This is a genomic window from Bacillus sp. Au-Bac7 (assembly GCF_021341655.1).
Classification (GTDB): Bacteria; Bacillota; Bacilli; order Bacillales; family Cytobacillaceae; genus Niallia.
This window is the reverse complement of the sequence record NZ_JAJTTG010000001.1, coordinates 217818-242366: the sequence shown is the minus strand read 5'-3', so window position 1 is coordinate 242366 and position 24549 is coordinate 217818. Positions and strand designations below refer to the sequence as shown.

Below are 24549 nucleotides of genomic sequence, written 5' to 3'. Positions count from 1 at the left end.
CAATATTAAAACGTGAAATCCTCGATTTCACGTTTTTATGTACTTATCAATATTATGATGGGAGTTTCGAAGTTTGATGGGAAAAACAAAAATAGTCGTGCAATTTTTACTCGTATTTCTTCTATATAATTTAATTATTTTATATATTGGCTGGAATATCTTCACATGGCTTGAAGTATTGCTGCCGAATGTGTATGTTCCTGTTTTGACGGCTATACTGCTTATCGTTGCATATTCGTATTTTGCCGGCCATCTCATCCGTTCCATTCCCTTATTCCGGATTGTCGGTTCGTATTGGCTCGGTTTTCTTCAATATGCTGTCCTTATCTTGCCAATAGCTGACTTAGCAGCATATATTATTTCAAGATTTACGGTTGCCGATAAAACAGTTGCTATTATTGGAATTATGACCTTTATAGCTTTTGCTTATTTACTGATTGCAGGGAGCTATAATGCTTACTCCCCTGTTATTAAACAATATGAGCTTATGCTCCCTAAAGGTACAGCAAAACCTAGTAAGCTGAAGATAGCAATGGCATCCGATATGCATTTTGGCACATTATCAGGCAATGCCCACTTAAACCGGCTTGTAGAGCAAATCAATGGACTGGAACCTGATATCATTCTTTTTCCAGGTGATATTATTGATGATGACCCTATTCCCTTCCTCCGTAAAAGAATGGGTGATAAAATGATGGAATTAACCGCTCCTTTAGGAATTTATGGTGTATTAGGAAATCATGAATATTATGGTAAAAAAATTCCGGAGTTTTTGGAAGAAATGAATCGTGTCGGTGTAACGATTTTAATGGATGAGACAGAAGTCATAGATGACCGATTTATCCTGATTGGCAGAAAAGATAAGACAGACAAAGACCGCTTGCCTATCAGGGAATTGGCTCACCAAAAACCTGCTGATCTCCCTGTCATCATGATGGATCACCAGCCAGCAGAGTTAGTGCAAGCTATGGAGGAGGGCATCGATTTATCTTTATCTGGACATACACATAGAGGTCAAATGGCACCAAACCATTTAATTACTAGAAAAGTATTTGAATTAGATTGGGGCTATAAACAAAAAGAGCAGCTTCATGCCATTGTTTCATCTGGCTATGGATTTTGGGGTCCTCCAATCCGCATGGGCAGCCGCTCGGAGATTGTATGTATTGATATTGAATTTGTATAAAATTCAGCAAACAAAAAAACACCGAATGGTGTTTTTTTGTTTTAACTGTTTATTTCATCCAGTTAGTGTGGAATACGCCTTCTTTATCCGTGCGTTGGTATGTGTGTGCACCAAAGTAGTCACGTTGTGCTTGAAGAAGGTTTGCTGGAAGCGTTTCTGTACGGTAGCTATCGAAATACGCCAGTGCAGCAGCAAAGCTTGGTACAGGAATACCGTTCAATACAGCACCTGAGATTACTTCGCGAAGAGCAGCTTGGTATTGCTCTGCGATATCGCTGAAGTATGGATCAAGCAACAAGTTCTTCAATTCTGGGTCACGGTCATAAGCATCTTTGATTTTTTGCAGGAATTGTGCACGGATGATGCAGCCTCCGCGGAAAATCATTGCGATTTCGCCGTAGTTAAGATCCCAGCTATACTCTTCAGATGCAGATCTCATTTGCGCGAAACCTTGCGCATAAGAAACGATCTTGCTCAAGTATAGGGCTTTGCGAACAGACTCAATATATGCAGCTTTATCGCCTGTAAACGGCTTGATTTCTGGTCCAGTCAATACTTTGCTTGCTTTAATACGCTCTTCTTTCATTGCAGAAATGAAGCGTGCAAATACTGATTCAGTAATCATTGGAAGTGGAACACCTAAGTCAAGTGCACTTTGGCTTGTCCATTTACCAGTACCTTTTTGGCCTGCAGTGTCAAGGATTAAGTCTACAAGCGGCTTGCCTGTTTCTTCATCCACTTTAGTGAAGATGTCTGCAGTGATTTCGATTAAGTAGCTGTCTAATTCGCCTTTGTTCCAGTCAGCAAATACTTCATGCAATTCTTGAGCATCAAGGCCAAGAACATGCTTCATGATGAAGTAAGCTTCACAGATTAATTGCATATCTCCATACTCAATACCGTTATGAACCATTTTTACATAATGACCAGCACCGTCTGGACCGATGTATGTTGTACAAGGCTCATCGTTTACTTTTGCAGAGATATCTTTGAAGATAGGAGCTACTAGCTCATAAGCTTCTTTTTGTCCACCAGGCATGATAGAAGGCCCTTTTAGTGCTCCTTCTTCACCACCAGATACACCAGTACCAATGAAGTGGATACCTAGCTCACTCAATTCTTTGTTGCGTCTTTGCGTATCTACGAAGAAAGTGTTTCCTCCGTCAATAACAATGTCGCCTTTATCAAGCAATGGCTTCAATTGTTCAATTGTAGCATCTGTTGCTGGACCTGCTTTAACCATAAGCATGATTTTGCGCGGTACTTCTAATGATTGAACAAATTCCTCCATTGTGTATGTGCCAACAATGTTTTTACCTTCTGTTTCTTGCAGCATTTCTTCCGTTTTTTCTTTTGAACGGTTGAATACTGAAACAGTGTAGCCCCTGCTTTCGATGTTCATAGCAAGGTTTTTACCCATGACTGCTAAACCAATAACCCCAAATTGCTGTTTTGTCATCTTTTAACGTCCCTTCTAAACTATGTATCCTTAGCTTTATAGTAGAATTCACTTTACTTTAGCAAGATTCTACTATTTATACAACTATTCTAGCTCATTCCAAACAAACTTTCATCGAAATTCTGAAAAAAATTTTCTTAAAAAGTAAATTACTTATAAAACTACTTTCCTTGGAGGAAATCTTTGTTAAAACTTGTTTGTGTTCCTACATTTTCATCAGCCTTTGAAACTGCATTTTCTGAAGCCGGTTCAATAATTTTCGAACCGTATTTTGCCTTTAACTGTTCAATAGTTTTCCATAAAGGCTCTTTTTCTGCTTCTTTTTCAAACGAGAATAAATCGAGTTGTTTGGCAACATAGCTATTCTCTACTAAATCAGTTGCAGTTATGCCAAGCAGTCTGACCGCATTGCCGTCCCAGGCTTGAAGAAACAGTTCCTTTGCGATGTGGATTAAGTCACTTTCCGCTTTCACCGGGTTACTAAGCTTTCTGCTTTTTGAAAAGTTCTTCCTATTTCCATACCGGATTGTAACACTTAACCCCTTTGCATGGACTTTCTTGCGCTTCATTCGGGTTGCAACCTTATGGGCCAATTCTGTAATTACTGCAAATAGTTCCTGCTGATTTGCTGTATCCTTCGGCAATGTGGATGAATTGCCGATGCTCTTGAACTCTTTAGCAGCTTCAGGATCAACTTGTCTGTTATCCATTCCATTCGCTCTGTCCTTTAAACGGAGACCGTTTATCCCAAGCACTGCCTTCAGCTGGATTGAATCAGCATGCGCCAAATCCTTTATTGTCGTTATGCCCTGCTTCCTCAGCTTTTCACCTGTTTTTGTGCCAATGCCATGCATTTCCTCGACTTCAAGAGGCCATAAGACGTTTGGCACATCCCTTTTTCTCAGAACAGTAATGCCCATTGGCTTCTTAAAATCGGAAGCGGTTTTCGCGAGAAATTTGTTTGGAGCAATTCCAATACTGCATGGCAAATCCAGGCGGTCGTGTATCCTTTTTTGAATAGACTCCGCAATTTCAAGGGGAGTTCCAAACTCATAGCTTTCTGTTATATCAAGATAGCCTTCATCAATGGATACAGGTTCTACTAAATCGGTGAATTCCCGCAGTATGTCAAACATAGCAGCAGAAGCTGTGCGATACCTGTCAAACTGGGGTTTCATGATAATCAGCTCAGGACACAGTCTTTTCGCTTCCCAAAGGGGCATCGTCGTCTTTAGACCGAACTTTCGGGCCTCATAACTGCATGTAATAATAATCCCTTTTCGTTCCTCCACATTGCCTGCAATGGCAAGCGGTTTTCCTTTTAATGAAGGCTCGTATGCCATTTCTACTGATGCATAAAAACTATTCATATCGACATGCAGAATGACTCTGCCCTTTTTCGGATAGAATTCCTTCATTAAAATCACCCATCCTATCTTTACTACACAGGCTGTTTGTTCATATAATCCTTAATTTCTTTGATGCCATCAAGGGAATCAAGCAGAATATGCGGCTCAATCACCATAACGAGGCGATTGTCTTCCAGATTCAAGACACCTGTGAAATAGCTTGTCTTTTGATAGGCAGACAAGCCTGCTTGTTTAATCATCTCTGCTTTTACATCTATTATTTCCTTGGCTGCATGAACTAAGACAGCAAATGACAGTTCTTCTGTTTTAATAACAATCAGCCTGTTGTGCTCATTAGACTGCGTTGCCTTATTATACAATACATTTTGCAGATCAATAACGGGAATAAGCTCATCCCGCACCTTCGTAATTCCAAGCACATAAGAAGGCAGCTGAGCTATATTTGTTATATTTTCCTCTTTTTCGATGGATATAACGTGCTTAATGGAAATAGAGTATTCTCCTGAACCAACTTGAAATATTACCGCTTTATCTAAATCCTGTATCATTTATACTTCTCTCGCTTTCTATTAATTTTTTATGTAAATGGATGTTATTTGAAAGTCACTCTAGTATTATTATACTAATTTTATCTTATATCCTCTACCAAAACGACTAAATCTAGCTGTTTTTATCCGTTAATTGACATTATTTCAATATATCACTCCTGTTATTTCTCCATAATAAAAAGCTTTCCCTTTTAAGGGAAAGCTTTTTATTATTTTGCTGCTGCAACTTCCTCAATAATTGCCACAACCATCTCTGCCAATTTATTCAGTTCTTCGATTGGCATTCTCTCATTTGTTGTATGTATCTCCTCATAACCGACTGCAAGGTTAACTGTTGGAATACCAAACCCACAAATTACATTTGCATCGCTGCCGCCGCCGCTTTGCTGCAATTCACAGCTTCTGCCGATTTTTGCTGCTGCTTTGCGCGCCACTTCCACAACATGGTCTCCTTCGCCAAACTTGAAACCTGGGTACATTACTTCGACATCAACAATCGCTTGACCGCCCATGTCTTTAGCAGCTGTTTCAAATGCACTCTTCATCTTTTCTACTTGAGCTTCCATTTTTTCAGCTATTAACGAACGCGCTTCTGCAAGGATATCTACATGGTCACAAACGATATTCGTTTGCTGGCCGCCTTCGAAACGTCCGATATTTGCTGTTGTCTCACTGTCAATTCTGCCTAAAGGCATATTGGAAATAGCTCTTGATGCAATCGTAATCGCAGAAATGCCTTTTTCAGGTGCAACACCAGCATGAGCTGTTTTGCCTAGGATTGTCGCTTTAATTTTTGCTTGTGTAGGTGCAGCAACAACAATATTGCCGACTTTTCCATCACTATCAAGTGCATAGCCGTATTTAGCTTTTAAAAGGGACGGATCTAGCGCTTTAGCTCCAACCAATCCAGACTCCTCACCGACTGTGATGACAAATTGAATAGTGCCATGCGGGATAGACTGCTCTTTCAAGACAGTGATAACTTCAAGCATAACTGCAAGACCTGCCTTATCATCAGCACCTAAAATAGTTGTGCCGTCAGTTACGACATAGCCATCTTTAATGGAAGGCTTAATGCCGACACCTGGAACTACAGTATCCATATGAGAAGTAAAGTAAATCGGATCTGCTCCCTCTGCATTTCCTGGCAGTGTACAAATCAAATTTCCGGCACCATGGCCAGTTACAGCTGTTGTGTCATCTTCAAATACATCTAAGCCAAGTGCTTCAAATTTGCTTTTCAGCAATGCACAAATCTCTTTTTCATATTTTGTTTCGGAATCTACTTGCACAAGCTCCAAAAACTGATTTAATAAACGTTCGTTATTTATCATATTTCGTTCCTCCAAATAATTACTCACTTTATTAGTATACACCTAAATCAGCAAATGTTTGAATATATTCGCTTTGATTCATGGAAATTTCTTTATAGTTGTTACTTTATGCTTTTCCTAGTAAAATAGAAGGACAAGAATAAGCAGATAAATGGAGGAATTTATGAACAAAAAATTTCAAAAGATCGTCGTGTATTTGATGATTTTTATCATGTTGCTTTCTACTCTAATGATTGGATTGAGCATGCTGTTCTAAATAAAAAATGGCCTGTTATTAAGTGCTGCACCCCAAAAGTTAGAGTTGAAATCTAACTTTTGAGGTGTTTTTTTATGGCTAAATATAGTGGGAATTTCAAACTGAATATTTTTCAAGAGTATTTGAAAAGTGCTTCTTTACATATTTATGCCTTTATCAATTGCTCCATATTCAACAGCTAACGATTCAGCATCCTTACTGGAATCTGTAATCAGCACCTTTGTACCTAAAGGAACAGATTGAAAGATTGACTCAATTGCCTCATTTTGCATACGCACACAGCCTTGTGACACATAATGGCCAATGGAGGCTGGATTGTTCGTGCCATGAATTCCGTATGTTCTTCCTTCTGTGCCTTCTGCATCAAACCCAATCCATCTTGTGCCTAACGGGTTTTTCGGATCTCCGCCCATAATATCCTTCTTGCGGTAATAAGGATTTATTGCCTTTACAGTCACAGTAAACAGCCCTTCAGGTGTGAGTTCATCCTTTTTTCCTGTCGCCACACTAATAAGTGTCTGCACCCTGTTATCATCCACTAATGCCATTTGATTCGTGCTTTTATTTATAATAACGAACGGGTCGCCCGGCATTGGATTATCGCCAAGCGGCCAAATCGGAGACACAGCCAGCAGCAGACCTGCCAGTAATTTCAGCATCCACACACATCCTTTTTAGTCTAGTATGTGTGAACACTGTATTTTTATACTATAGTTTATTAATAGCTAAATGATAACTAGAATTTATTTGATTCCCCATAACTAGGCCGAGTTAGCGGCTATTACATAGATAGCAAGTCTTTGGTAAAGATTATCATGTCTAATAACCAGTAAAATAAAAAAAGCTGCCTTTTATCAAGACAGCTTTTTACTATTACAGCATTTTTTCTAAAAACTCTTTCGCTCTTGCACTTTTCGGATTTGAAAAGAACTCTGCAGGCGGCGCATCCTCAACGATTGAGCCTTGATCCAAGAACAATACTCTGCTTGCAGCTTCTCTAGCAAAGCCCATTTCGTGTGTAACAATCAGCATCGTAATCCCTGTATTCGCCAATGATTTCATAACTTCAAGTACTTCCTTAACCATTTCCGGATCTAAAGCTGAAGTAGGTTCATCGAACAAAATAACCTCTGGATTCATAGCAAGTGCTCTGGCAATTGCTACCCTTTGCTTTTGTCCGCCAGAAAGACGATTCGGATATTCATTAGCCTTTTCAGCCAAGCCGACTTTCTGCAGCAACTCTTTCCCTTGCTTTTCAGCCTCAGATTTGCTCATACCTTTAACTTTAATTGGTGCATAAGTGACATTTTGTAGGACAGTCTTATGCGGGAAAAGATGAAAGTGCTGGAATACCATTCCGACATTTTCTCTCATTTTTTTAATGTTAGCCTTCTTAGCTGTAACTTCCACATTATCAATGAAAATTTTGCCTTCAGTCGGCACTTCTAATAAATTCAGGCAGCGCAGGAAAGTGGATTTACCAGAACCAGATGGCCCGATAATTGTCACTACCTCACCTTTTTTTATTTCTGTTGAGATTCCTTTCAAAACTTGTAAGGAACCGAATGATTTATGCAATTGTTGAACATTAATCACTTCTTCTCATTCTCCTTTCAAGAACCTTCGCAAGCAATGTCAGCACCATTACCATTACATAATAAATTACCCCTGCAAGCAATAATGGTTCGAAATAGGAAAATTTGTCTCCACCCATTATATAAGCCCTTCTCATTATGTCCGTAACACCAATAACTGTAACGATTGCTGATTCCTTCGTTAAAGAAACCGCTTCGTTTATAAGTGCTGGAAAAATGTTTTTCAGTGCTTGTGGAAGAATTAAATCGAACATTGCTTGTCTGTTGCTAACTCCAAGAGCAAGCGCTGCTTCCTTTTGGCCTTTATCCACAGCCAGAATTCCTGCGCGGATAATCTCAGAAATATAGGCAGCTGAGTTTAACCCGAATGACATGATTGCCGCTGCAGCTGGTTCAATTTGCACACCTGTAATTTGCGGTGTGCCGTAATAGATAATCATTAACTGAAGAACAAGCGGCGTTCCTCTGAAAATAGACGTATATGCATCTGCAATCCAGCTCAATACTGGGAATTTGCTAATTTTTAAGATCGATAGGACAATCCCTAATACAAAGCCTAATATTCCTGCAACAAATACGATTTTTAATGTAACGATAATTCCTTTTAATAGAAAAGGAAGGGATGGAATAAACTGTTGAAAATCCAATTCCATACAATGACTCAATCCTTTCAAAAAATAAGAAAACGTTAAAGAGAGTCTCTTTAAACGTTTTTCTTATTTAAGCTATTTATTTATGTTAGTTATCAAACCATTTAACAATTAACTTATCCAACTCGCCGTTTTCTTTCATTTTATTCAATTCTTCATTAAACTTCGCTGTTAAATCACTGTCTTTTGGAAACGCGATTGCAGAACCAGCATCGTCATTTGCTTCTGTTGCAGTAAAGGAGCTTAAAGTATCATCCTTTTTCAAATACCCTTGTGCTACTACATCTTCAATGATTGCTGCATCAAATCTGCCTGCTTTAATTTCTTCCACCAACTGTGGAATACGGTCACGGTTTTCGACTTTCACATCAACTTTTTTTGCGATTTCATTTGCAGCATCTTCTTGAATGGATGCAAGCTGTACGCCGATTGTTTTGCCTTTCAAATCTTCCACGCTGTTAATATTGCTGTCTTTTTTTGTAATAACTAAATCTTGAGCAGTATAGTAAATATCACTGAAATCAACATTTTCTTTTCTTTCAGGTGTAGGTGACATACCTGACATAACTAAGTCCACTTGGCCTGCTTGGATTGCTGGAATCAAACCGCTGAAATCAAAGTCTTTCACTTTAATTGTATAGCCCAGTTTTTCACCAAGTGCATTTGCTAAATCAATATCGAATCCGATAATATCTTCACTTTTTGCTGAATCAATGTATTCAAACGGTGGATAGTCAGCTGATGTTCCCATAATAAGTTCTTTTTTATCAGAAGAACTTCCGCTGTTGCTGTCATCTGTGCTTGTACCACAACCTGCTAGAATTGCTATCATTAACAGCATAAGTGCCATTAGTTTTTTCATAAAGTTTTCCCCCTATAATCAATATGATGTATTTTGCGCGATGTTTTTTCGTTCTCATGAGAGTTATATTCATACAACTATATGCATTTTAACACAAACTAATAATTATTCAATACACTTTATACAAATTCATTCAAAAAAATAATTTTCCAAAAGGATGAATTGAACTACTTTTCTGAAAAAACTTTATAATAAAAGACAGAGGATAATTTCCTCTGCCTATCTTTTACTTATTTTGAAGGTTTATACTTCCTCACAATATTCTTCAAATGCATTTTGCAGTTTCCCGACAACTTCCATTGGATCATGGCCTTCGATTTCATGACGTTCTACCATCTTCACAATTTGCCCGTCTTTTAATAAGGCAAAGGATGGTGAGGATGGTGCATATCCTGTAAAGTATGATCTTGCTTTTTCTGTTGCTTCTTTATCCTGTCCAGCGAAAACCGTTACGAGATGATTCGGCTTCTTCTTATAATGTAGGGAATATCCTGCAGCTGGACGGGCAATACCTCCTGCACATCCGCACACAGAATTAACCATCACTAATGTAGTTCCTTCTTTAGCAAAAGCTTCATCTACTGCCTCAGGTGTAGTAAGCTCTGTATAGCCAGCTTCTTCCATGTCCTGGCGTGCTTGGCGAACAACATCGTTCATGAATAAATTAAAATCGATATTCATTATTTTGCCCCTCCGATTTATTTGATTAAGACATTATGTCCAGTATTTACTTATCTATCTTATTATTATCAATTGACCCGCAACTTTCAATTAATATGTTTTATCTTCTATTAATAGATTGGCGTATTGTCTTTTGTTGTATTTTCTAATCTTTCTTTCAAACGCTGCATAAATCTTCCACATACCAAACCATCAAGCACACGATGGTCAAGAGACATACACAAATTAACCATATCGCTAATTGCAATCATGCCATCCTTAATAACAGGACGCTTAACAATCGACTCAACCTGCAGGATTGCCGCTTGCGGGTGATTAATAATACCCATTGACTGAACTGAACCAAAGGAACCTGTGTTATTCACAGTAAAGGTTCCTCCCTCCATTTCATGAAGCTGCAATGTACCGTTTCTTGCTTTTGCAGCAAGTTCCGTAATTTCTCTTGCAATTCCTTTAAGGGATTTCTCATCGGCATTTTTGATAACTGGTACAAATAGTGCATCTTCTGTTGCGACAGCTATAGAAATATTTACATCTTTTTTGCGAATGATTTTATCGCCAGCCCATGTTGAGTTAATTTCCGGGAATTCCTTTAATGTTTGCGCAACTGCTTTAACGAAGAAGGCAAAATACGTAAGGTTATAGCCTTCTGCTTTTTTAAAGGAGTCTTTGACCTCGTTTCGGTATTGAACAAGCTTTGTTGCATCGACCTCGATCATTGTCCAAGCATGAGGAATATCTTGCTTGCTTTTCTTCATATTAGCGGCAATCGCCTTGCGCACACCTGTTACTGGAATCTCGATATCACCAGGAACTGCTTGAGCATCAACAACTTGAGGAGCTGGAGCTGTTCGCTGTACAGCTACGTGTACTTGCTGCTCTTTTTGCACGTCGATTTTTTCTGGTGCAGCAACAGGCTGCTGTATCGATTGGCCACTGTTAATAGCAGCTAAGACATCTTTCCTTGTAATTCGGCCGCCTAATCCACTGCCTGTTATCTGGCTTAGATCAATTCCTGCTTCTTGGGACAGGCGCAGTACTGCAGGTGAATATCTTGCTTTGCCTGCTGCAGGCTTTTCTGTTGTATTGCTTGATGCTGTTTCTTTGACAGCAGGAGCTGCTGCTGTCACTTCTTCTGCTCCTTCTACATCAATGATGCAAATGACTTCACCGACTTGCAGTGTATCTCCTTCTCCTGCAATCAGTTCTTTAACACTGCCTGAAAAAGACGAAGGTATTTCTGCGTTGACTTTATCTGTCATTACCTCAGCCAATGGTTCATATTTGTTGACAGTATCTCCAACAGAAACGAGCCATTTGCTGATTGTTCCTTCTGTTACGCTCTCTCCAAGCTTTGGCATGGTAATCTTTTCACTGGACATGTTATCCCTCCTTATCACTCAAATCATTAAAATTCTGCGAGCTTACGCATAGCATTTTCGACTTTTTCCGGGCTGACAATGAAGTGTTTTTCCATCGTCGGTGCATATGGCATAGCAGGAATATCTGGTCCAGCGAGCCTCATGATTGGTGCATCCAAGTCAAACAGGCAGTTCTCTGCAATAATTGCCGCAACCTCACTGATGATGCTGCCTTCTTTGTTGTCTTCTGTTATTAACAGAACCTTCCCTGTTTTAGAAGCTGCCTCAATAATTGCTTCTTGGTCAAGAGGATAAACAGTACGCAAATCCAATACATGTGCAGATATTCCGTCTTGCGCAAGCTTTTCTGCTGCCTGCAGTGCGAAATGTACACATAGTCCGTATGTAATGACTGTAATATCTTCTCCTTCTCTTTTTACATCTGCCTTTCCGATCGGCAGTACATAATCATCCTCAGGCACTTCCCCTTTAATCAGGCGGTATGCACGCTTATGTTCAAAGAAAAGAACAGGATCTGGATCACGAACAGCTGCTTTTAGCAATCCCTTCACATCATACGGTGTGGAAGGCATAACAATTTTCAATCCAGGCGTATTGGCAAACATTGCTTCCACTGATTGCGAATGATAAAGAGCGCCATGAATTCCTCCGCCGTATGGTGCGCGAATAACAATTGGACAAGTCCAGTCATTGTTAGAGCGGTAACGAATCTTTGCTGCCTCTGAAACAATTTGGTTTACAGCAGGCATGATGAAATCAGCAAACTGCATTTCCGCAATCGGCTTCATACCGTACATCGCGGCACCGATACCGACTCCCGCAATCGCAGATTCTGCAAGTGGTGCATCGATGACTCTTTCTTCACCGAATTGTTCATATAAGCCGGTTGTCGCCTTAAATACGCCACCTTTCACACCGACATCTTCTCCTAGGATAAATACCTTTTCATCTCTTTCCATCTCTTCTCTGATGGCCATAGTAACTGCATCAATATATGAAATAACTGCCATTATTTCTTTCCCCCTTAATTCCCGTACACATAATTCATTGAGTCTTCTGGTTTTGCATATGGAGCCTTTTCTGCATATTCAGTTGCTTCATTGATAATTTCCATAATATCAGCATTCAGCTCTTGGTCCATTTCTTCTGTCAGGACACCAACTTCTGTTAAATAATTTTTAAATGTGATAACAGGGTCCTTCGCCTTCGCTTCTGCTACTTCCTCGCGGCCTCTGTAAGTTCTGTCATCATCGTCAGAAGAGTGAGGAGTTAAACGATAAGAGACTGTCTCAATAAGAGTCGGTCCTTCCCCTCTTCTTGCTCTGTCAACTGCTTCTTTAGTGACACGATATACCTCAATTGGATCATTGCCGTCCACTGTATATCCTGGCATGCCATAACCGATGGCTCTGTCTGACACATTTTCGCAAGCTAATTGCTTTTCGATTGGAACAGAGATAGCATATTTGTTATTTTCACAAACGAAAATGACTGGGAGTTTATGTACTCCAGCAAAGTTCGCACCTTCATGGAAATCTCCCTGGTTGGAGGAACCTTCTCCAAAGCTGACGTATGTTACAAAATCTTTCTTCTCAATTTTACCAGCCAAGGCAATGCCCACAGCATGCGGAACTTGTGTAGTTACAGGTGAAGAACCAGTTACGATGCGGTTCTTTTTCTGTCCGAAATGTCCTGGCATTTGTCTGCCGCCTGAGTTAGGATCTTCTGCTTTAGCAAACCCTTGCAGCATAATTTCTCTTGGCGTTTGTCCGAATGCAAGCACAACACCTAAGTCTCTGTAATACGGCAATGAATAATCTTTAGCTCGGTCAAAGGCGAATGCCGTACCTACTTGCGCTGCCTCCTGGCCTTGGCAGGACACAACGAAAGGAATTTTTCCAGAGCGGTTTAAAAGCCACATCCTTTCATCGATACGTCGTGCTAATAGCATATATCTATACATTTCAAGTACTTGCTCATCTGTTAATCCTGCATTTAAATGGCGCTTTTCTACCATTTGATTACCTCCTACATTTCCTTGTCTCACTTTTTTATCTCCAGCTATTTGCGTCATCCGTGTATCTCCTTTCCATCAACTGCTAATGCAGCCTCTCCGATTGCTTCAGATAATGTCGGATGAGGGTGTATCGTTGCTCCTATTTCCCATGGAGCGGCATCCAGTGTGGCAGCTAGCGCTGCTTCTGAAATCATGTCAGTAGCATGAGGTCCGATAATATGAACACCTAATATATCATCTGTTTGCCTGTCAGCAATTATTTTGACAAAGCCTTCCGGTTCGCCGTATACTAGTGCTTTTCCGACTGCCTGGAAGGAGAATTTCCCTTTTTTAATTGTAAAGCCTGCATTTATTGCTTCTTCTTCTGTATATCCAATACTCGCTATTTCTGGACTAGTATAGATACATTTTGCGATTTTTTTGTAATCTAGTCGCTCTGGCTGCAATCCTGCAATATGCTCGACAGCCTTTATCCCTTCATGGGAAGCAACATGGGCCAGCTGAAGTCCTCCAATAACATCGCCAATCGCATAAATATGAGCTTCCTTCGTCTGGAAATTCTCATTTACCTGTATGGTATTATTGTCGAAGATGATTTCTGTATTTTCCAAACCCAATCCTTCCACATTGCCGATTCTGCCGACTGAAACAAGCAGCTTTTCGCCTGAAAAGAACACCTTTTCACCCTTTATTTCTGCTTGAACAGTGACATGCTCATTTTTCTCCAGCGTTTCAGGCAATACTTTAGCACCTATGACAACCTTGACACCTTTTTTCTCCAGCTGCTTCTTCAGTTCAAGGCGAATATCTTTATCCTCTGTTGGCACAATTGTGTCGCTGTATTCTATTAAGGTCACATCTACATCAAAATCAGCAAGCATGGAAGCCCATTCTACACCGATGACACCGCCGCCGACAATAAGGATTGATTTTGGAAGTTTATCCATTTTTAATGCTTCTTCTGAGCTGATAATCAACTCTCCGTCAATCTCGAGTCCGGGCAATGTATTAGGTCTTGAACCAGTAGAGACAATCACGTTTTTAGGAAGCAGCATCTCGTTTTCTTCTCCGTTATTCATCTCAACAGAGATAGTCCCTGGAATGGGAGAGAATATAGATGGACCGAGAATTCTTCCTTTCCCTTCATATACGTCGATTTTCCCTTTCTTCATCAAATACTCGACACCTTTATGCAGCTGGGTGACAATACTATTTTTTCTTGCTTGAACCTTTCCAAAATCAAAGCTCACATCATTCACAAGCACACCGAAGTCCTCGCTTCTTTTAGCCGTTGAATAAACCTCTGCACTTCTCAGTAAGGCTTTGCTTGGGATACAGCCATTATGGAGGCATGTACCGCCGAGTTTGCCTTTTTCGACTATGGCTGTTTTTAAACCTAATTGGGAAGCGCGGATTGCCGCAACATAACCGCCTGTCCCGCCTCCTAAAATAACTAAATCATATTCGTTAGCCACTATATTCACTCTCCTAAAAAATTACTTTATGTTATATGCTTTTGCTTGCTCTTCCCCGCGAAGAACACGTAAACATCCATTTGCTAATGATTGCATATCATTTTCACCCGGGTATGTGAACACATCTGCTATCCATTTAGTCCGTTCGACAATTTCGTCCACAAGCATCGTGCTGTAAGCCATAACCCCTGTCAAGATGATTGCATCAATTCTGCCGGCAAGAACAGTACTTGCACTGCCAATCTCTTTTGCAATCTGATAAGAAAGTGCATCGAAAATGAGCTTATCCTGCGTGCTGCCTTCCTTGATACCGGCTTCTAATTGACGGAGTTCCTTTTTGTGCAAATAGCTGTTTATACCTGCGTGGTACAGCAGCTGCTCTTTCATTTCCTTATAGCTGTATTTGCCGGAATAGCAGAGGTCGACCAAATCACCATGTGGAAGACTTCCAGCTCTTTCAGGGCTGAAGGGCCCTTCTCCGTTCAGACCATTATTAACATCAATGACTTTTCCGCACCTATGTGCTCCGACCGTAATTCCGTCTCCTAAATGGGCTACTATAAAATTACAATCCTCATAGGACCTGCCAAGCTCCATCGCAGCCCTTCTGCCGCTTGCTTTATGATTTAATGCATGAAAGACACTTTTTCTGGAAATAAGGGGATATCCTGATATTCGGGCAATGTCTTCAAGTTCATCAACCACAACTGGATCAGTGATAAAAGCAGGGATATTTAATCCCGCGGCAATCTCCGCTGCTATTAATCCGCCAAGATTGGAAGGATGCTCTCCTCTTTCGCCTGCCTTAAGATCTGCTATCATCGCACTGTCCACCATATATGTTCCGCCTTCAATCGGCTTTAACAAGCCGCCTATTCCGGCAATTGCGTCAAGCCTGGAAAGATTAAATCCTTCAGATAGAAGAAAATCCAGAACCTTCTTCGTCCTTGCAGGCGCCTGGGCAGCGATGTTAGGATAATCTGCTGTATCCTCCTGCATGATAGATTGCTCAAAGATTGGCACTTCATTTTCATATAGGGAAATAACTGTTGATTCGGATTTAGGGTTTATGACTAATATTCGATGTTTTTCCATCATCTTTGATAATCCTCCCTGTCCAGACAGTTTTTATTTGTTAGTTCAAATGATATTTTTCCAATTTATAATATAAATTCCGGACAGATAAGCCTAGCTTCTTCGCTGTTAACGTCTTGTTTCCATCAAGTTTTGCCAATGTACGCTCGATAATAACTTTTTCATATTCCTCAACAAGCTCAGAAAGCGGTTTATCTTCTGGTTCTAGAAGGATTGCATTCTGACTGTTGTCAGCAGTGCTGCTTGAAAAAGCGAGATCAGCTTCTTTAAGGATTGTTTTCTGTCTATCTATTTTTGCAAGTGAATGAAAAACAACAGCCCGCATTTCTCTGAAATGATGTTCAAACGGGAAGCTTTGCAATGCTTCTATTGCAGTGTTGTCAACAGAAGCAACACAGCTGCCATACTCCTTATTGGCTAGTTGTATCCATTCCTTCACCAGTGGAGCTATATCCTCTTTCCTTTCTTTAAGGGAAGGGAGATGAATGCTCGTCTGCAGCAGTTCATAATATAGTTCCTGCAGAAACAAACCTTTCATCATTGCCGTTTCCACATTAACAGAAGCGGAGAGAACTAAACGGTATCCGGCAGTTTCATCTTGATTGGAACAGATGAGATGCAGCTTTTTTTGCTGCTCCATAGATAGATCTGTAATATTTTCCATATACACCGTACCTGAAGGCTGCAGGGAAGTATCTTCACTTCTAAGCATTTCCAAAAACGCTGAAACTTTTTCCTGCTCTTGCAAACAATCAATAGCAGTAAATGCTTGATATCTTCTCTTCCCCTCATTATGGATGGCATTTGCAAACATTTTCTTGCCAGTACCGGCAAGACCACGCAAAAACACGGTATAATCCATATCAGCTGCTATTTTCCCCTGCTGCACAGCCATCTTCATCCGCGGGGACTCTGCTGTAAAGTCTTCAAACCGGCTTTGTGCTTCTAATGTACGAATAATTTTTCTAGATTGCTCAAGCTTCTTCCTTAGTTCCGCCTGCTCTATATCATAATCAATAAACAGAATACAGCCCTTCCATATCCCATCGATCAAGTTAGGAATACATCTAATATTTCCTTCTATTGAAGGTCCTGCCACTTTTTGCACAACAGTCCTTCTAGTCTCCATCGTCTTTTTGCTCACATTACTGAGCTGTTCCTTCCATTCCGCTTCAGCAGAACTGTCTTTCTTTAATAAATACTGAAACTTCTCATATGCAGGATTTTGCAAGATAACTAACAGATTTTCATCCATAATCACAAATGCTTGTGATGCGTTTTGCAGTACTGCCTGCATTCCCTGTTGTATGTATTCATCAACACGCCAATCCTCTTCCAATGCCCTATCCTGCTGAATTATCGCAGCTGCTCCAAGCAATTCTCCATCCTTGTTTAAAAGGGGAAAACGGGACACATGCACGGAAATATGTTCAGACAGACGGAATAACTTTCTGATTTCTGCCTTTTTCGTCTGGAGCACTCTCATCAGCTCTGCTTTAGGAAAGACATCAAGAATATGCGCATCCTTCGCTAACGGCCTTTTGTTCTGATGTGCAGCAAGCGTGCTTGCCTGCTGGTTGTAATAAACAATTCTTCCTTGTTTATCAATGAGCACGACCGCTTCTTTTAAGTCCTGAAAGATCGATTGTTCTGTTGATTGATAGGATAAATCCATTTGCAAAAACCTCACTTTTTGCATAATCATAAAATATTAACCGTGCAATTTATTTCATATCTATACTATAAACATATTTGCAATTCCATGCAAATTTTTTCTCGATTTTTATGTATTCTGATAATTTATTCAATTTAAACGCTTACATTTTTTACATAAAAAAGGTACCTGCATTAGTAGCAGGAACCGCACAGTCCTATTTAGAGGATGCCTGAAGAATTTGCATAGCTTGAACTGGTTCATCCGTAATAATAGCGGACGCTCCGGCTTGGATAAACTCTGTCATTTTCATTGCATCATTAACGGTATAAGGCCTAACACTTATGCCAAACCTTTCAGCCTGCTCCACCATTGGAATGGTGATCCTTTTGTAATTAGGATGAATTCCTTTAGCCTTGATTGCTGTTGCATAAATCCATGGCTGATATATTCTATCTGAAAGCAGTGCGGCTGTTTCTATTTCTGGGGCAATTCGGTGGCTGAGCACCATGCTGTAATGATTAAAGGAAGAAAAGATAATCCGGTCACCTAATCCAAACTCAGAAATAAGATTAATTGTTTTTTCTTCCATGCCATCATATGGGACATTATTGTTTTTAAACTCAATATTGCATAATAAGGAGTTGCCCTGCATCCATTCAAACAGCTCTTTTAATGAAGGTATCTTTTCGTTAACACCAGCAAATTTATAAGAAGCTTGTAATTTCCTTAACTCACTAAAAGTATGTTCTGCAACAAATCCAGTTCCATTTGTCGTGCGGTCCACTGTTTCATCATGAATGATGACTAATTCGCCATCCTTCGTCATTTGCACATCCAGCTCAATTCCGTTCGCTGAAGCCTTCTCTGCTTCCGTGAAAGCTATCATCGTATTTTCAGGAAAACGGGCAGAATAACCTCTGTGAGCAAATATCAATGTCATATACACACACTCCTAAACTAGAAATTGTGTTGATAGTAAAACAGACTCTAACGAAAGTTAGAGTCTGTTTTTGTTGAAAGTTAATTAAGCTTTAGTAACGTTAGCAGCTTGTGGTCCGCGTTGTCCTTCTTCTATGTCAAAAGAAACTTCTTGGCCCTCATCCAAAGTTTTGAAACCTTCAGATTGAATAGCACTGAAATGTACGAATACATCTTGTCCTTCTGAAGTTTCGATGAAACCAAATCCTTTTTCAGCGTTGAACCATTTTACTTTACCTGTAGCCATTTTTGTTTCCTCCTATGTGCTTCACACACTATGTATTACTATCCTTGCTCTTCATAAAAAATAAAGAATGTTCTATCCTAACTATTTACTTCGAACAAAAATAAGTCTCCTTTATAGTAACAGGTTAAACATGGGAAAGCAAATCTTTACAACAAAGTTTACAAAAAGAATGAAAAATTTATGATTTCTTTATACTTTCCGACTGATTGTCATTTTCGTAATCCTTCTAAAAAATAACCTTGCAACGATAAAGATGAGCCAATACAAAATATAACCCATCTAAACACGAATAATAATATTCCATCTAACTTAAACTTAGAAACAATAAAGCTTGGTATTATACGGCTTTAAAATTAGTTCGTTTCATTGCGCTCTCGGCCACTTTGCTTTCCGCGGGGAGAAAGATGAGCCTCCTCGTCTTCGCCTGCTGGGTCTCATCCTTCCCTCTATTTCCCGCAGGAGTCGAGTGACCTCCGCTCGATTCCACTAAGATTTTTAATTATTGTATATAATCGAAACAAAAAAACCAAACTATTAATCAATAAATGATAAAAATAGTTTGGTTTTGATTCGTATTTTACATACTTGTGTCCCAGCCTGTTAAAATGATCTTACATCAACCAAGACAGGAAGATTGGTAATGTAATTAAGGAAAGGATGGCACTGAGGACAAAGGAGGACGCTGTTTCAGCTTCCAATGTCTCAAACCTTGTTGCAATCATCGCAGCTACTGCTGAGCCTGGGAAAGCAACCAATAAGATTGCATTTGTCATATCTGTTTTAGATAATCCCATCATTAGAGCAATCAATACCATTGCCAACGGATGAATAATCGCTTTTATGAAGGCAATGCTGATAGCAGTTTTGCTGAATTTAATATTGCGGATACCAATTGTTACCCCAATCGCAAATAAAGCTGCACCAGAAGTGATAGAACCAATTTCATCTAAGCTGTCTGCTAGTATATCTGGTGAATGGAAGCCGCAAAGAATTAAAACGACACCAAGCAACGGCACGCATGCAAGCGGTTCAGACAATCCATGCAGAATAGATGAAACAGTCACTTTCCATAAGCTTTGTCCCTTTTCCTTCGCATTGGTGCTTGACTGGCCAATAGTTCCGATAATACTAGCCAATGGATCAAGAAGTGCATTAACTACTACACCAGTTATCGCAATAGGGATTGCAACTGCATCCGCCCCAAATATACTTCCTAATACTGGTATACCCATAAATGCAAATGATGGCTGCGTAGAATTTAATGCAAACATAGATGCTGGAGTTGTTGATGTTTTAAATACAAAACGTGAAATCAGTAAAAGAACTACATAGAAACCGATAATACCTATGAACATTGTGACAAAGAAAGGCCATTTATCGATAAGTGTTTGTTTAGAAGTTGTTGTAATTCCGACAAATAAATGTGCTGGCAACGCAAACTTTGTAACAAGTGTGTTCAAGCCTTTAGATGAAGCAGCATCGAACTTTTTAAAATACCCTGCCAAATAACCTAAAATAATGACAAAGAAAATTGGTATTAATATAATAAATATTTGACCTATACCCATAATTTAAATCCCCCAAATGTTATCCAAAGCGTATCAATACGCTCAAAAATTGTGCTAATAAACTCTACTTAACCTATTTATTAAGTAGGTTTTAATTCTTCAAAAAATAAGTGAGACTGCTCTTTAGGGTAAATCCGGCTTTTAATCCGTATTACTAAGATTAAAAGCCTCCCTCTTTAAAGCCTTATTTCTTTCAACAATACTTACATTGCTTCAATATCTTTATATACTGGATACCACATAGCATCCTTCACAGCTTCCTCCACATTTGCAGGAATATCTTGTGCAACTCCATCTTCAATGGCTGCTTTAGCAACAGCAACTGCTACTTCATAGGAAACTTCACGAAGCTGAGAAACACTTGGCAGCAATGAAGCTCCATCTTTGCTAGTATCACAAAGCTTTGCAACTGCATCTGCAGATGCAATGAACATGCTGTCTGTAATTAATTTAGCTTTTACTACAATCGAACCAAGACCAAGGCCTGGGAATACAAAGGCATTGTTTGATTGACCAATTTCATAGCTAATTCCTTTATATTCAACAGGCTCAAATGGGCTTCCAGTAGCGATTAACGCTTTTCCGTCTGTCCATTCAATCAGGTCTGATGGAACTGCTTCGGCTAGATGCGTTGGGTTTGACATCGGCATGATGATTGGACGCTCAACATGTTTTGCCATTTCTTTAATGATTGCTTCTGTGAAAGCACCTGCAACACCTGAAGTACCAATCAAAATGGTCGGCTTCACTTGTTTAACTGTCTCCATTAATGAAATAATGCCATTTTCTTTTTCCCAGCCTGCAACTTCTGCTTCTGAACGTACATATGGTTTTTGGAAGCTCAAAATACCGTCCATGCCATCTGTCAACAGACCTCTGTGATCAACAGCCCAGAATCTTGCACATGCTTCTTCTTCTGTCAAACCTTCAAGAACCATCGCATCTTTCATTTGGTCTGCGTTACCAATACCGGCAGCTCCTGGTCCAAACACTAATACACGTTGATCCTTTAATGATTCATTTTTGATTTTTAATCCTGAAAGAATACCTGCTAACGTTACTGCTCCAGTACCTTGGATGTCATCATTGAATGTTAAAACTTTATCTTTATACTTCTCAATAATATGGCGTGCGTTCACATTACCGAAATCCTCCCAGTGCAGCAATGCATTCGGGAACATGTCAAGTGCTTTTTCAATATAAGCATCAATGAACTGATTATACTTTTCACCACGAATTCTTTCATGGCGGTTACCGATATATAATGGATCGTTAATTAGCTTTTCATTGTTTGTACCTGCATCAAGCACTACTGGCAATACACGTTTTGGGTGGATACCTGCAGCTGCTGTATATACAGCCAGTTTTCCAATTGCGATATTGATTCCGCCGACACCCCAGTCACCAATACCTAAAATGCTCTCAGAGTCTGTTGCAACGATTAAATCAATATCGTCTGCTGAAGCACCAGTATTCGCAAGTGCTTCCTCAATTCCATCTAAATCATTAACAGACAGGTAAACACCACCTGGACGGTGATATTCGTGGCTGTATTCTTGGATGGATTGACCAACAGTCGGTGTGTAAACAATCGGCAGCATTTCGCTCAAATGATCTGTTAACAATCTGTAATATAAAACCACGTTGCGGTTGAACAAATCATTTAATGAATTGTTTTTCTCCAGATTACTTGATTTGGAAGCAAATTGCTCATATGCTCTTTTTACTTGCTCTTCAAGCGTCAAGACCGCTGGAGGCAAGATACCGTTAAGGCCAAGCTCCTCTCTTTCTTTTTCTGTAAAGGCAACTCCTTTATTAAGCAATGGATTTGCAAGGACATCCTTACCTTTTAATGTTGTATGAATCGAACCGTCTTTTTCTAAGAAAATAACTTTGCTCATCTTCTATTCCTTCTTCCTTTAACTTGGTTACTAAAAGTTAACTGGTTAATTTACGTTACAGATTCTACTCCCCTATTTTTTCTTCGTCAACGGTCACTGCCACACAATTGTCACAAAACCATTTATTGAAAACGTTTTATATGATATTATGTAAGTAAGGCTGATTTTTTTAATTATTTAACTATGTTATTTATAATATATTGGTTATCATTAATAACTAAAAAAATGAGGATGAAGGAAATGAGCGAAGAAAAGACTCCGCGCAACTTAAGCGAAAAGGTGGAGAAGCTGTATCAATTCATCAGCAAAAAGTGGACTGGACTTATTATTCACGCATTAATGGATGAACCGAAGCGATTTAGTGAAATTCACAGCTTTATTCCAGATCTCAGCAAACGCATGCTGAATGAAAGAATTAAGGATCTTGAGCATCACGGCATCGTCATACGCAATGTTATTACAGAGAGACCGATACGAACGGAATATTCTTTGACAAAAAAAGGCCATGAACTAGGCAAAGCATTGGATGCAGTGGAATTATGGGCTAAAAAATGGATGTGAACAGAGACCGGGTTTTCAACACGGTCTCTTTTTTTACTTTTTTTATTTACATAAAGATATTCGGCTGATTTTTTTACAAATTTACTTGCACGAAAAGAACATATTCAGATTTTGAAACAATTCTGAATCATAACCCGTATATAACTTATACTCATTAAATGGTCTGGAGGAAATAAAGATAATATGCAGATTAGAATTGCTGTTTTTTTTGTCTTAAGCTTATTTTTGTTGGCAGGATGTTCACTTGAAGTAAAGCGATCAGAAGAATTTAACATTACAGATGATGAAGAAAAAAGCAATGCTGATGAAATAAAGGAAATGGATTATATTGACACGACCCATAAAACAATCGATGGCTTGATTGATGAATTAACTGCGTTAAAAAGGAATAATGAAGAAAGTATCCTGTCTAGTGACTTAGAAACTTTGCCAACAATCTATAAGGAAAAAGAAGATTTGCTGACAGATAAACAAAGATTCCAATACAGCAGTACTATGCTCGCAATGGACGGTGCACTAGAAGAGGTCGAAACCATCCATTCATTAACGCAAGAAAGCCTACATACGAAAGATACTAAAAAGCAGGAAGAACTGCTTAACATGCTCGATCAAACCATTTATAATCTTGAGGCAATTATTGAAGTATTAGAAAATGAGCGGAATTATTAGAACAAGAAGTATTCTTGTGTCTTACTTGACTATTTTATTTCAGAAAAAAGCACTTCCCATTAATAAATAGGAAGTGCTTTTCTTCATTTACCTAATAGATTAGTGACAATCTTTATTAGGAAGCCTTATGCTCCAATCTCAGCTTATCTGCCACAATCGCGATAAATTCTGAGTTCGTCGGTTTTGCTTTGGACATGCTGACAGTGTAGCCGAACAAAGTGGAGATGGAATCGATGTTGCCTCTGCTCCACGCCACTTCAATTGCATGACGAATTGCCCGCTCTACACGGCTCGCAGTGGTATTATATTTTTTAGCAATATCAGGGTAAAGAACTTTTGTAATCGAGCCTAATAATTCAATATCATTATACACCATTGAAATAGCTTCCCTTAAATAAAGATAGCCTTTAATATGGGCAGGAACACCGATTTCATGGATGATGCTCGTGATGCTTGCATCAAGATTTCTTGGTTTTTGTTCTTGCTGCTGTGATCTGTAAGATGTTGAGGATGTTTGTTTGCGGACAAAACCGTTTGATTTGCCGCTCACCTGGCGGATATGGCTAGCTAAATAATCCATATCGAATGGCTTTAAAATAAAGTAAGATGCTCCAAGGTCAACAGCTTTTTTTGTGACATCCTCTTGACCAAAGGCTGTCAGCATAATGACATTTGGCATGGATGGAATACTCAATTGCTTCATTCTATCGAGAACGGCCAAACCATCTAAATGAGGCATGATTATATCCAATACCATAACATCAGGCTGTATATCCTCCAGAAGATCCAAACACTCCTGACCGTTATGGGCTACACCGACGACTTCCATATCTTCCTGGGAATTTATGTATTCCTCCAGCAATCCAACAAGTTCTCTATTGTCATCAACAACACATACTTGTATTTTCTTCAATGATAGTTTCCTCCTCAATATCCAATATCTCTCTATTTCTACTTTTATTCTAAATGACAATTTCGACAAAGTAACTAAAAATCCTTTGATTTTATAAAAAAATATAGAAAAACTCGTTTTTTCTCATGTATTCTCTTATTTTCGA

Annotated in this window: 24 protein-coding genes; 4 read left to right on the top strand and 20 right to left on the bottom strand. The window is 39.3% G+C overall.

Translation table 11 applies throughout. The features are described 5' to 3' along the window. Nucleotides 1-76: 76 nt before the first annotated feature. A complete protein-coding gene (locus LXM54_RS01280) occupies nt 77-1186 on the top strand; it encodes a metallophosphoesterase (RefSeq protein WP_233314716.1) in 1110 nt (369 codons plus the stop codon). Between the two features lie 49 nt (nt 1187-1235). Here the strand turns inward: LXM54_RS01280 and gndA are convergent, their stop codons facing one another. The 4 genes from gndA to LXM54_RS01260 form a co-directional block, all read right to left on the bottom strand. Beyond that, complete coding sequence (gene gndA, locus LXM54_RS01275; RefSeq protein ID WP_233313247.1) at nt 1236-2645, bottom strand: NADP-dependent phosphogluconate dehydrogenase; 1410 nt, start codon at nt 2643-2645, stop codon at nt 1236-1238. Between the two features lie 161 nt (nt 2646-2806). Then, nucleotides 2807-4063 (bottom strand): DNA polymerase IV, encoded by a 1257-nt coding sequence (locus LXM54_RS01270; RefSeq protein ID WP_233313246.1) that lies wholly within the window; start codon nt 4061-4063, stop codon nt 2807-2809. A gap of 23 nt (nt 4064-4086) precedes the next feature. Beyond that, a complete protein-coding gene (locus tag LXM54_RS01265) occupies nt 4087-4563 on the bottom strand; it encodes a chemotaxis protein CheW (RefSeq protein ID WP_245399879.1) in 477 nt (158 codons plus the stop codon). A gap of 209 nt (nt 4564-4772) precedes the next feature. Then, nucleotides 4773-5897 (bottom strand): tripeptidase T, encoded by a 1125-nt coding sequence (locus LXM54_RS01260; protein ID WP_233313244.1) that lies wholly within the window; start codon nt 5895-5897, stop codon nt 4773-4775. Nucleotides 5898-6060: 163 nt separating this feature from the next. Here LXM54_RS01260 and prli42 point away from each other — a divergent pair, with 163 nt between their 5' ends. Further along, nucleotides 6061-6153, top strand: coding sequence for a stressosome-associated protein Prli42 (prli42, locus tag LXM54_RS01255; protein WP_233313242.1), 93 nt, complete (start codon nt 6061-6063; stop codon nt 6151-6153). A gap of 137 nt (nt 6154-6290) precedes the next feature. On the opposite strand, the gene LXM54_RS01250 is transcribed toward prli42, so the two are convergent. From LXM54_RS01250 to LXM54_RS01180, 15 genes are all read right to left on the bottom strand, one after another. Next, nucleotides 6291-6812 (bottom strand): L,D-transpeptidase, encoded by a 522-nt coding sequence (locus tag LXM54_RS01250; RefSeq protein ID WP_233313238.1) that lies wholly within the window; start codon nt 6810-6812, stop codon nt 6291-6293. 214 nt (nt 6813-7026) lie between these two features. Beyond that, entirely contained in the window at nt 7027-7749 is a 723-nt protein-coding gene (locus LXM54_RS01245) for an amino acid ABC transporter ATP-binding protein (protein WP_233313237.1), read from the bottom strand. Further along, entirely contained in the window at nt 7742-8401 is a 660-nt protein-coding gene (locus tag LXM54_RS01240) for an amino acid ABC transporter permease (RefSeq protein WP_233313235.1), read from the bottom strand. The genes LXM54_RS01245 and LXM54_RS01240 overlap by 8 nt, the downstream gene beginning before the upstream one ends. 85 nt (nt 8402-8486) lie before the next feature. After that, complete coding sequence (locus tag LXM54_RS01235; protein ID WP_233313234.1) at nt 8487-9260, bottom strand: transporter substrate-binding domain-containing protein; 774 nt, start codon at nt 9258-9260, stop codon at nt 8487-8489. A 243-nt stretch (nt 9261-9503) separates the two neighbouring features. After that, nucleotides 9504-9941, bottom strand: a complete 438-nt coding sequence (locus LXM54_RS01230; protein ID WP_233313233.1) for a BrxA/BrxB family bacilliredoxin — start codon at nt 9939-9941, stop codon at nt 9504-9506. 110 nt (nt 9942-10051) lie between these two features. Beyond that, nucleotides 10052-11323 carry a dihydrolipoamide acetyltransferase family protein gene (locus LXM54_RS01225; protein ID WP_233313232.1) on the bottom strand — a complete coding sequence of 424 codons (1272 nt, stop codon included), beginning with the start codon at nt 11321-11323 and terminating at the stop codon, nt 10052-10054. Between the two features lie 26 nt (nt 11324-11349). Beyond that, a complete protein-coding gene (locus tag LXM54_RS01220) occupies nt 11350-12333 on the bottom strand; it encodes an alpha-ketoacid dehydrogenase subunit beta (protein WP_233313230.1) in 984 nt (327 codons plus the stop codon). A gap of 14 nt (nt 12334-12347) precedes the next feature. Further along, nucleotides 12348-13340 (bottom strand): thiamine pyrophosphate-dependent dehydrogenase E1 component subunit alpha, encoded by a 993-nt coding sequence (locus tag LXM54_RS01215; protein WP_233314714.1) that lies wholly within the window; start codon nt 13338-13340, stop codon nt 12348-12350. Between the two features lie 53 nt (nt 13341-13393). Next, nucleotides 13394-14815, bottom strand: coding sequence for a dihydrolipoyl dehydrogenase (gene lpdA, locus LXM54_RS01210; RefSeq protein ID WP_233313229.1), 1422 nt, complete (start codon nt 14813-14815; stop codon nt 13394-13396). Nucleotides 14816-14836: 21 nt separating this feature from the next. Then, nucleotides 14837-15910, bottom strand: a complete 1074-nt coding sequence (gene buk, locus LXM54_RS01205; RefSeq protein WP_233314713.1) for a butyrate kinase — start codon at nt 15908-15910, stop codon at nt 14837-14839. A gap of 40 nt (nt 15911-15950) precedes the next feature. Next, the gene (locus LXM54_RS01200; protein WP_233313228.1) at nt 15951-17585 is read right to left on the bottom strand and encodes a sigma 54-interacting transcriptional regulator; all 1635 of its coding nucleotides are present in this window, start codon (nt 17583-17585) and stop codon (nt 15951-15953) included. Nucleotides 17586-17781: 196 nt separating this feature from the next. Next, nucleotides 17782-18507, bottom strand: a complete 726-nt coding sequence (locus LXM54_RS01195) for a glycerophosphodiester phosphodiesterase (protein ID WP_233313227.1) — start codon at nt 18505-18507, stop codon at nt 17782-17784. A gap of 84 nt (nt 18508-18591) precedes the next feature. Next, on the bottom strand, nt 18592-18792 hold the full coding sequence (locus tag LXM54_RS01190; protein ID WP_127737529.1) for a cold-shock protein: 201 nt from the start codon (nt 18790-18792) through the stop codon (nt 18592-18594). 611 nt (nt 18793-19403) lie between these two features. After that, entirely contained in the window at nt 19404-20360 is a 957-nt protein-coding gene (locus LXM54_RS01185; protein WP_233313226.1) for an AEC family transporter, read from the bottom strand. Between the two features lie 203 nt (nt 20361-20563). Continuing rightward, on the bottom strand, nt 20564-22261 hold the full coding sequence (locus LXM54_RS01180) for an NAD-dependent malic enzyme (RefSeq protein WP_233313225.1): 1698 nt from the start codon (nt 22259-22261) through the stop codon (nt 20564-20566). A gap of 240 nt (nt 22262-22501) precedes the next feature. On the opposite strand from LXM54_RS01180, the gene LXM54_RS01175 reads away from it, so the two are divergent. Then, a complete protein-coding gene (locus tag LXM54_RS01175; protein WP_233313224.1) occupies nt 22502-22822 on the top strand; it encodes a winged helix-turn-helix transcriptional regulator in 321 nt (106 codons plus the stop codon). 183 nt (nt 22823-23005) lie between these two features. Then, a complete protein-coding gene (locus tag LXM54_RS01170) occupies nt 23006-23491 on the top strand; it encodes a hypothetical protein (protein ID WP_233313222.1) in 486 nt (161 codons plus the stop codon). 115 nt (nt 23492-23606) lie between these two features. On the opposite strand, the gene spo0A is transcribed toward LXM54_RS01170, so the two are convergent. After that, nucleotides 23607-24404: a sporulation transcription factor Spo0A gene (gene spo0A, locus LXM54_RS01165; protein WP_233313221.1), complete on the bottom strand. Its 798-nt coding sequence runs from the start codon at nt 24402-24404 to the stop codon at nt 23607-23609. Nucleotides 24405-24549 lie beyond the last annotated feature (145 nt).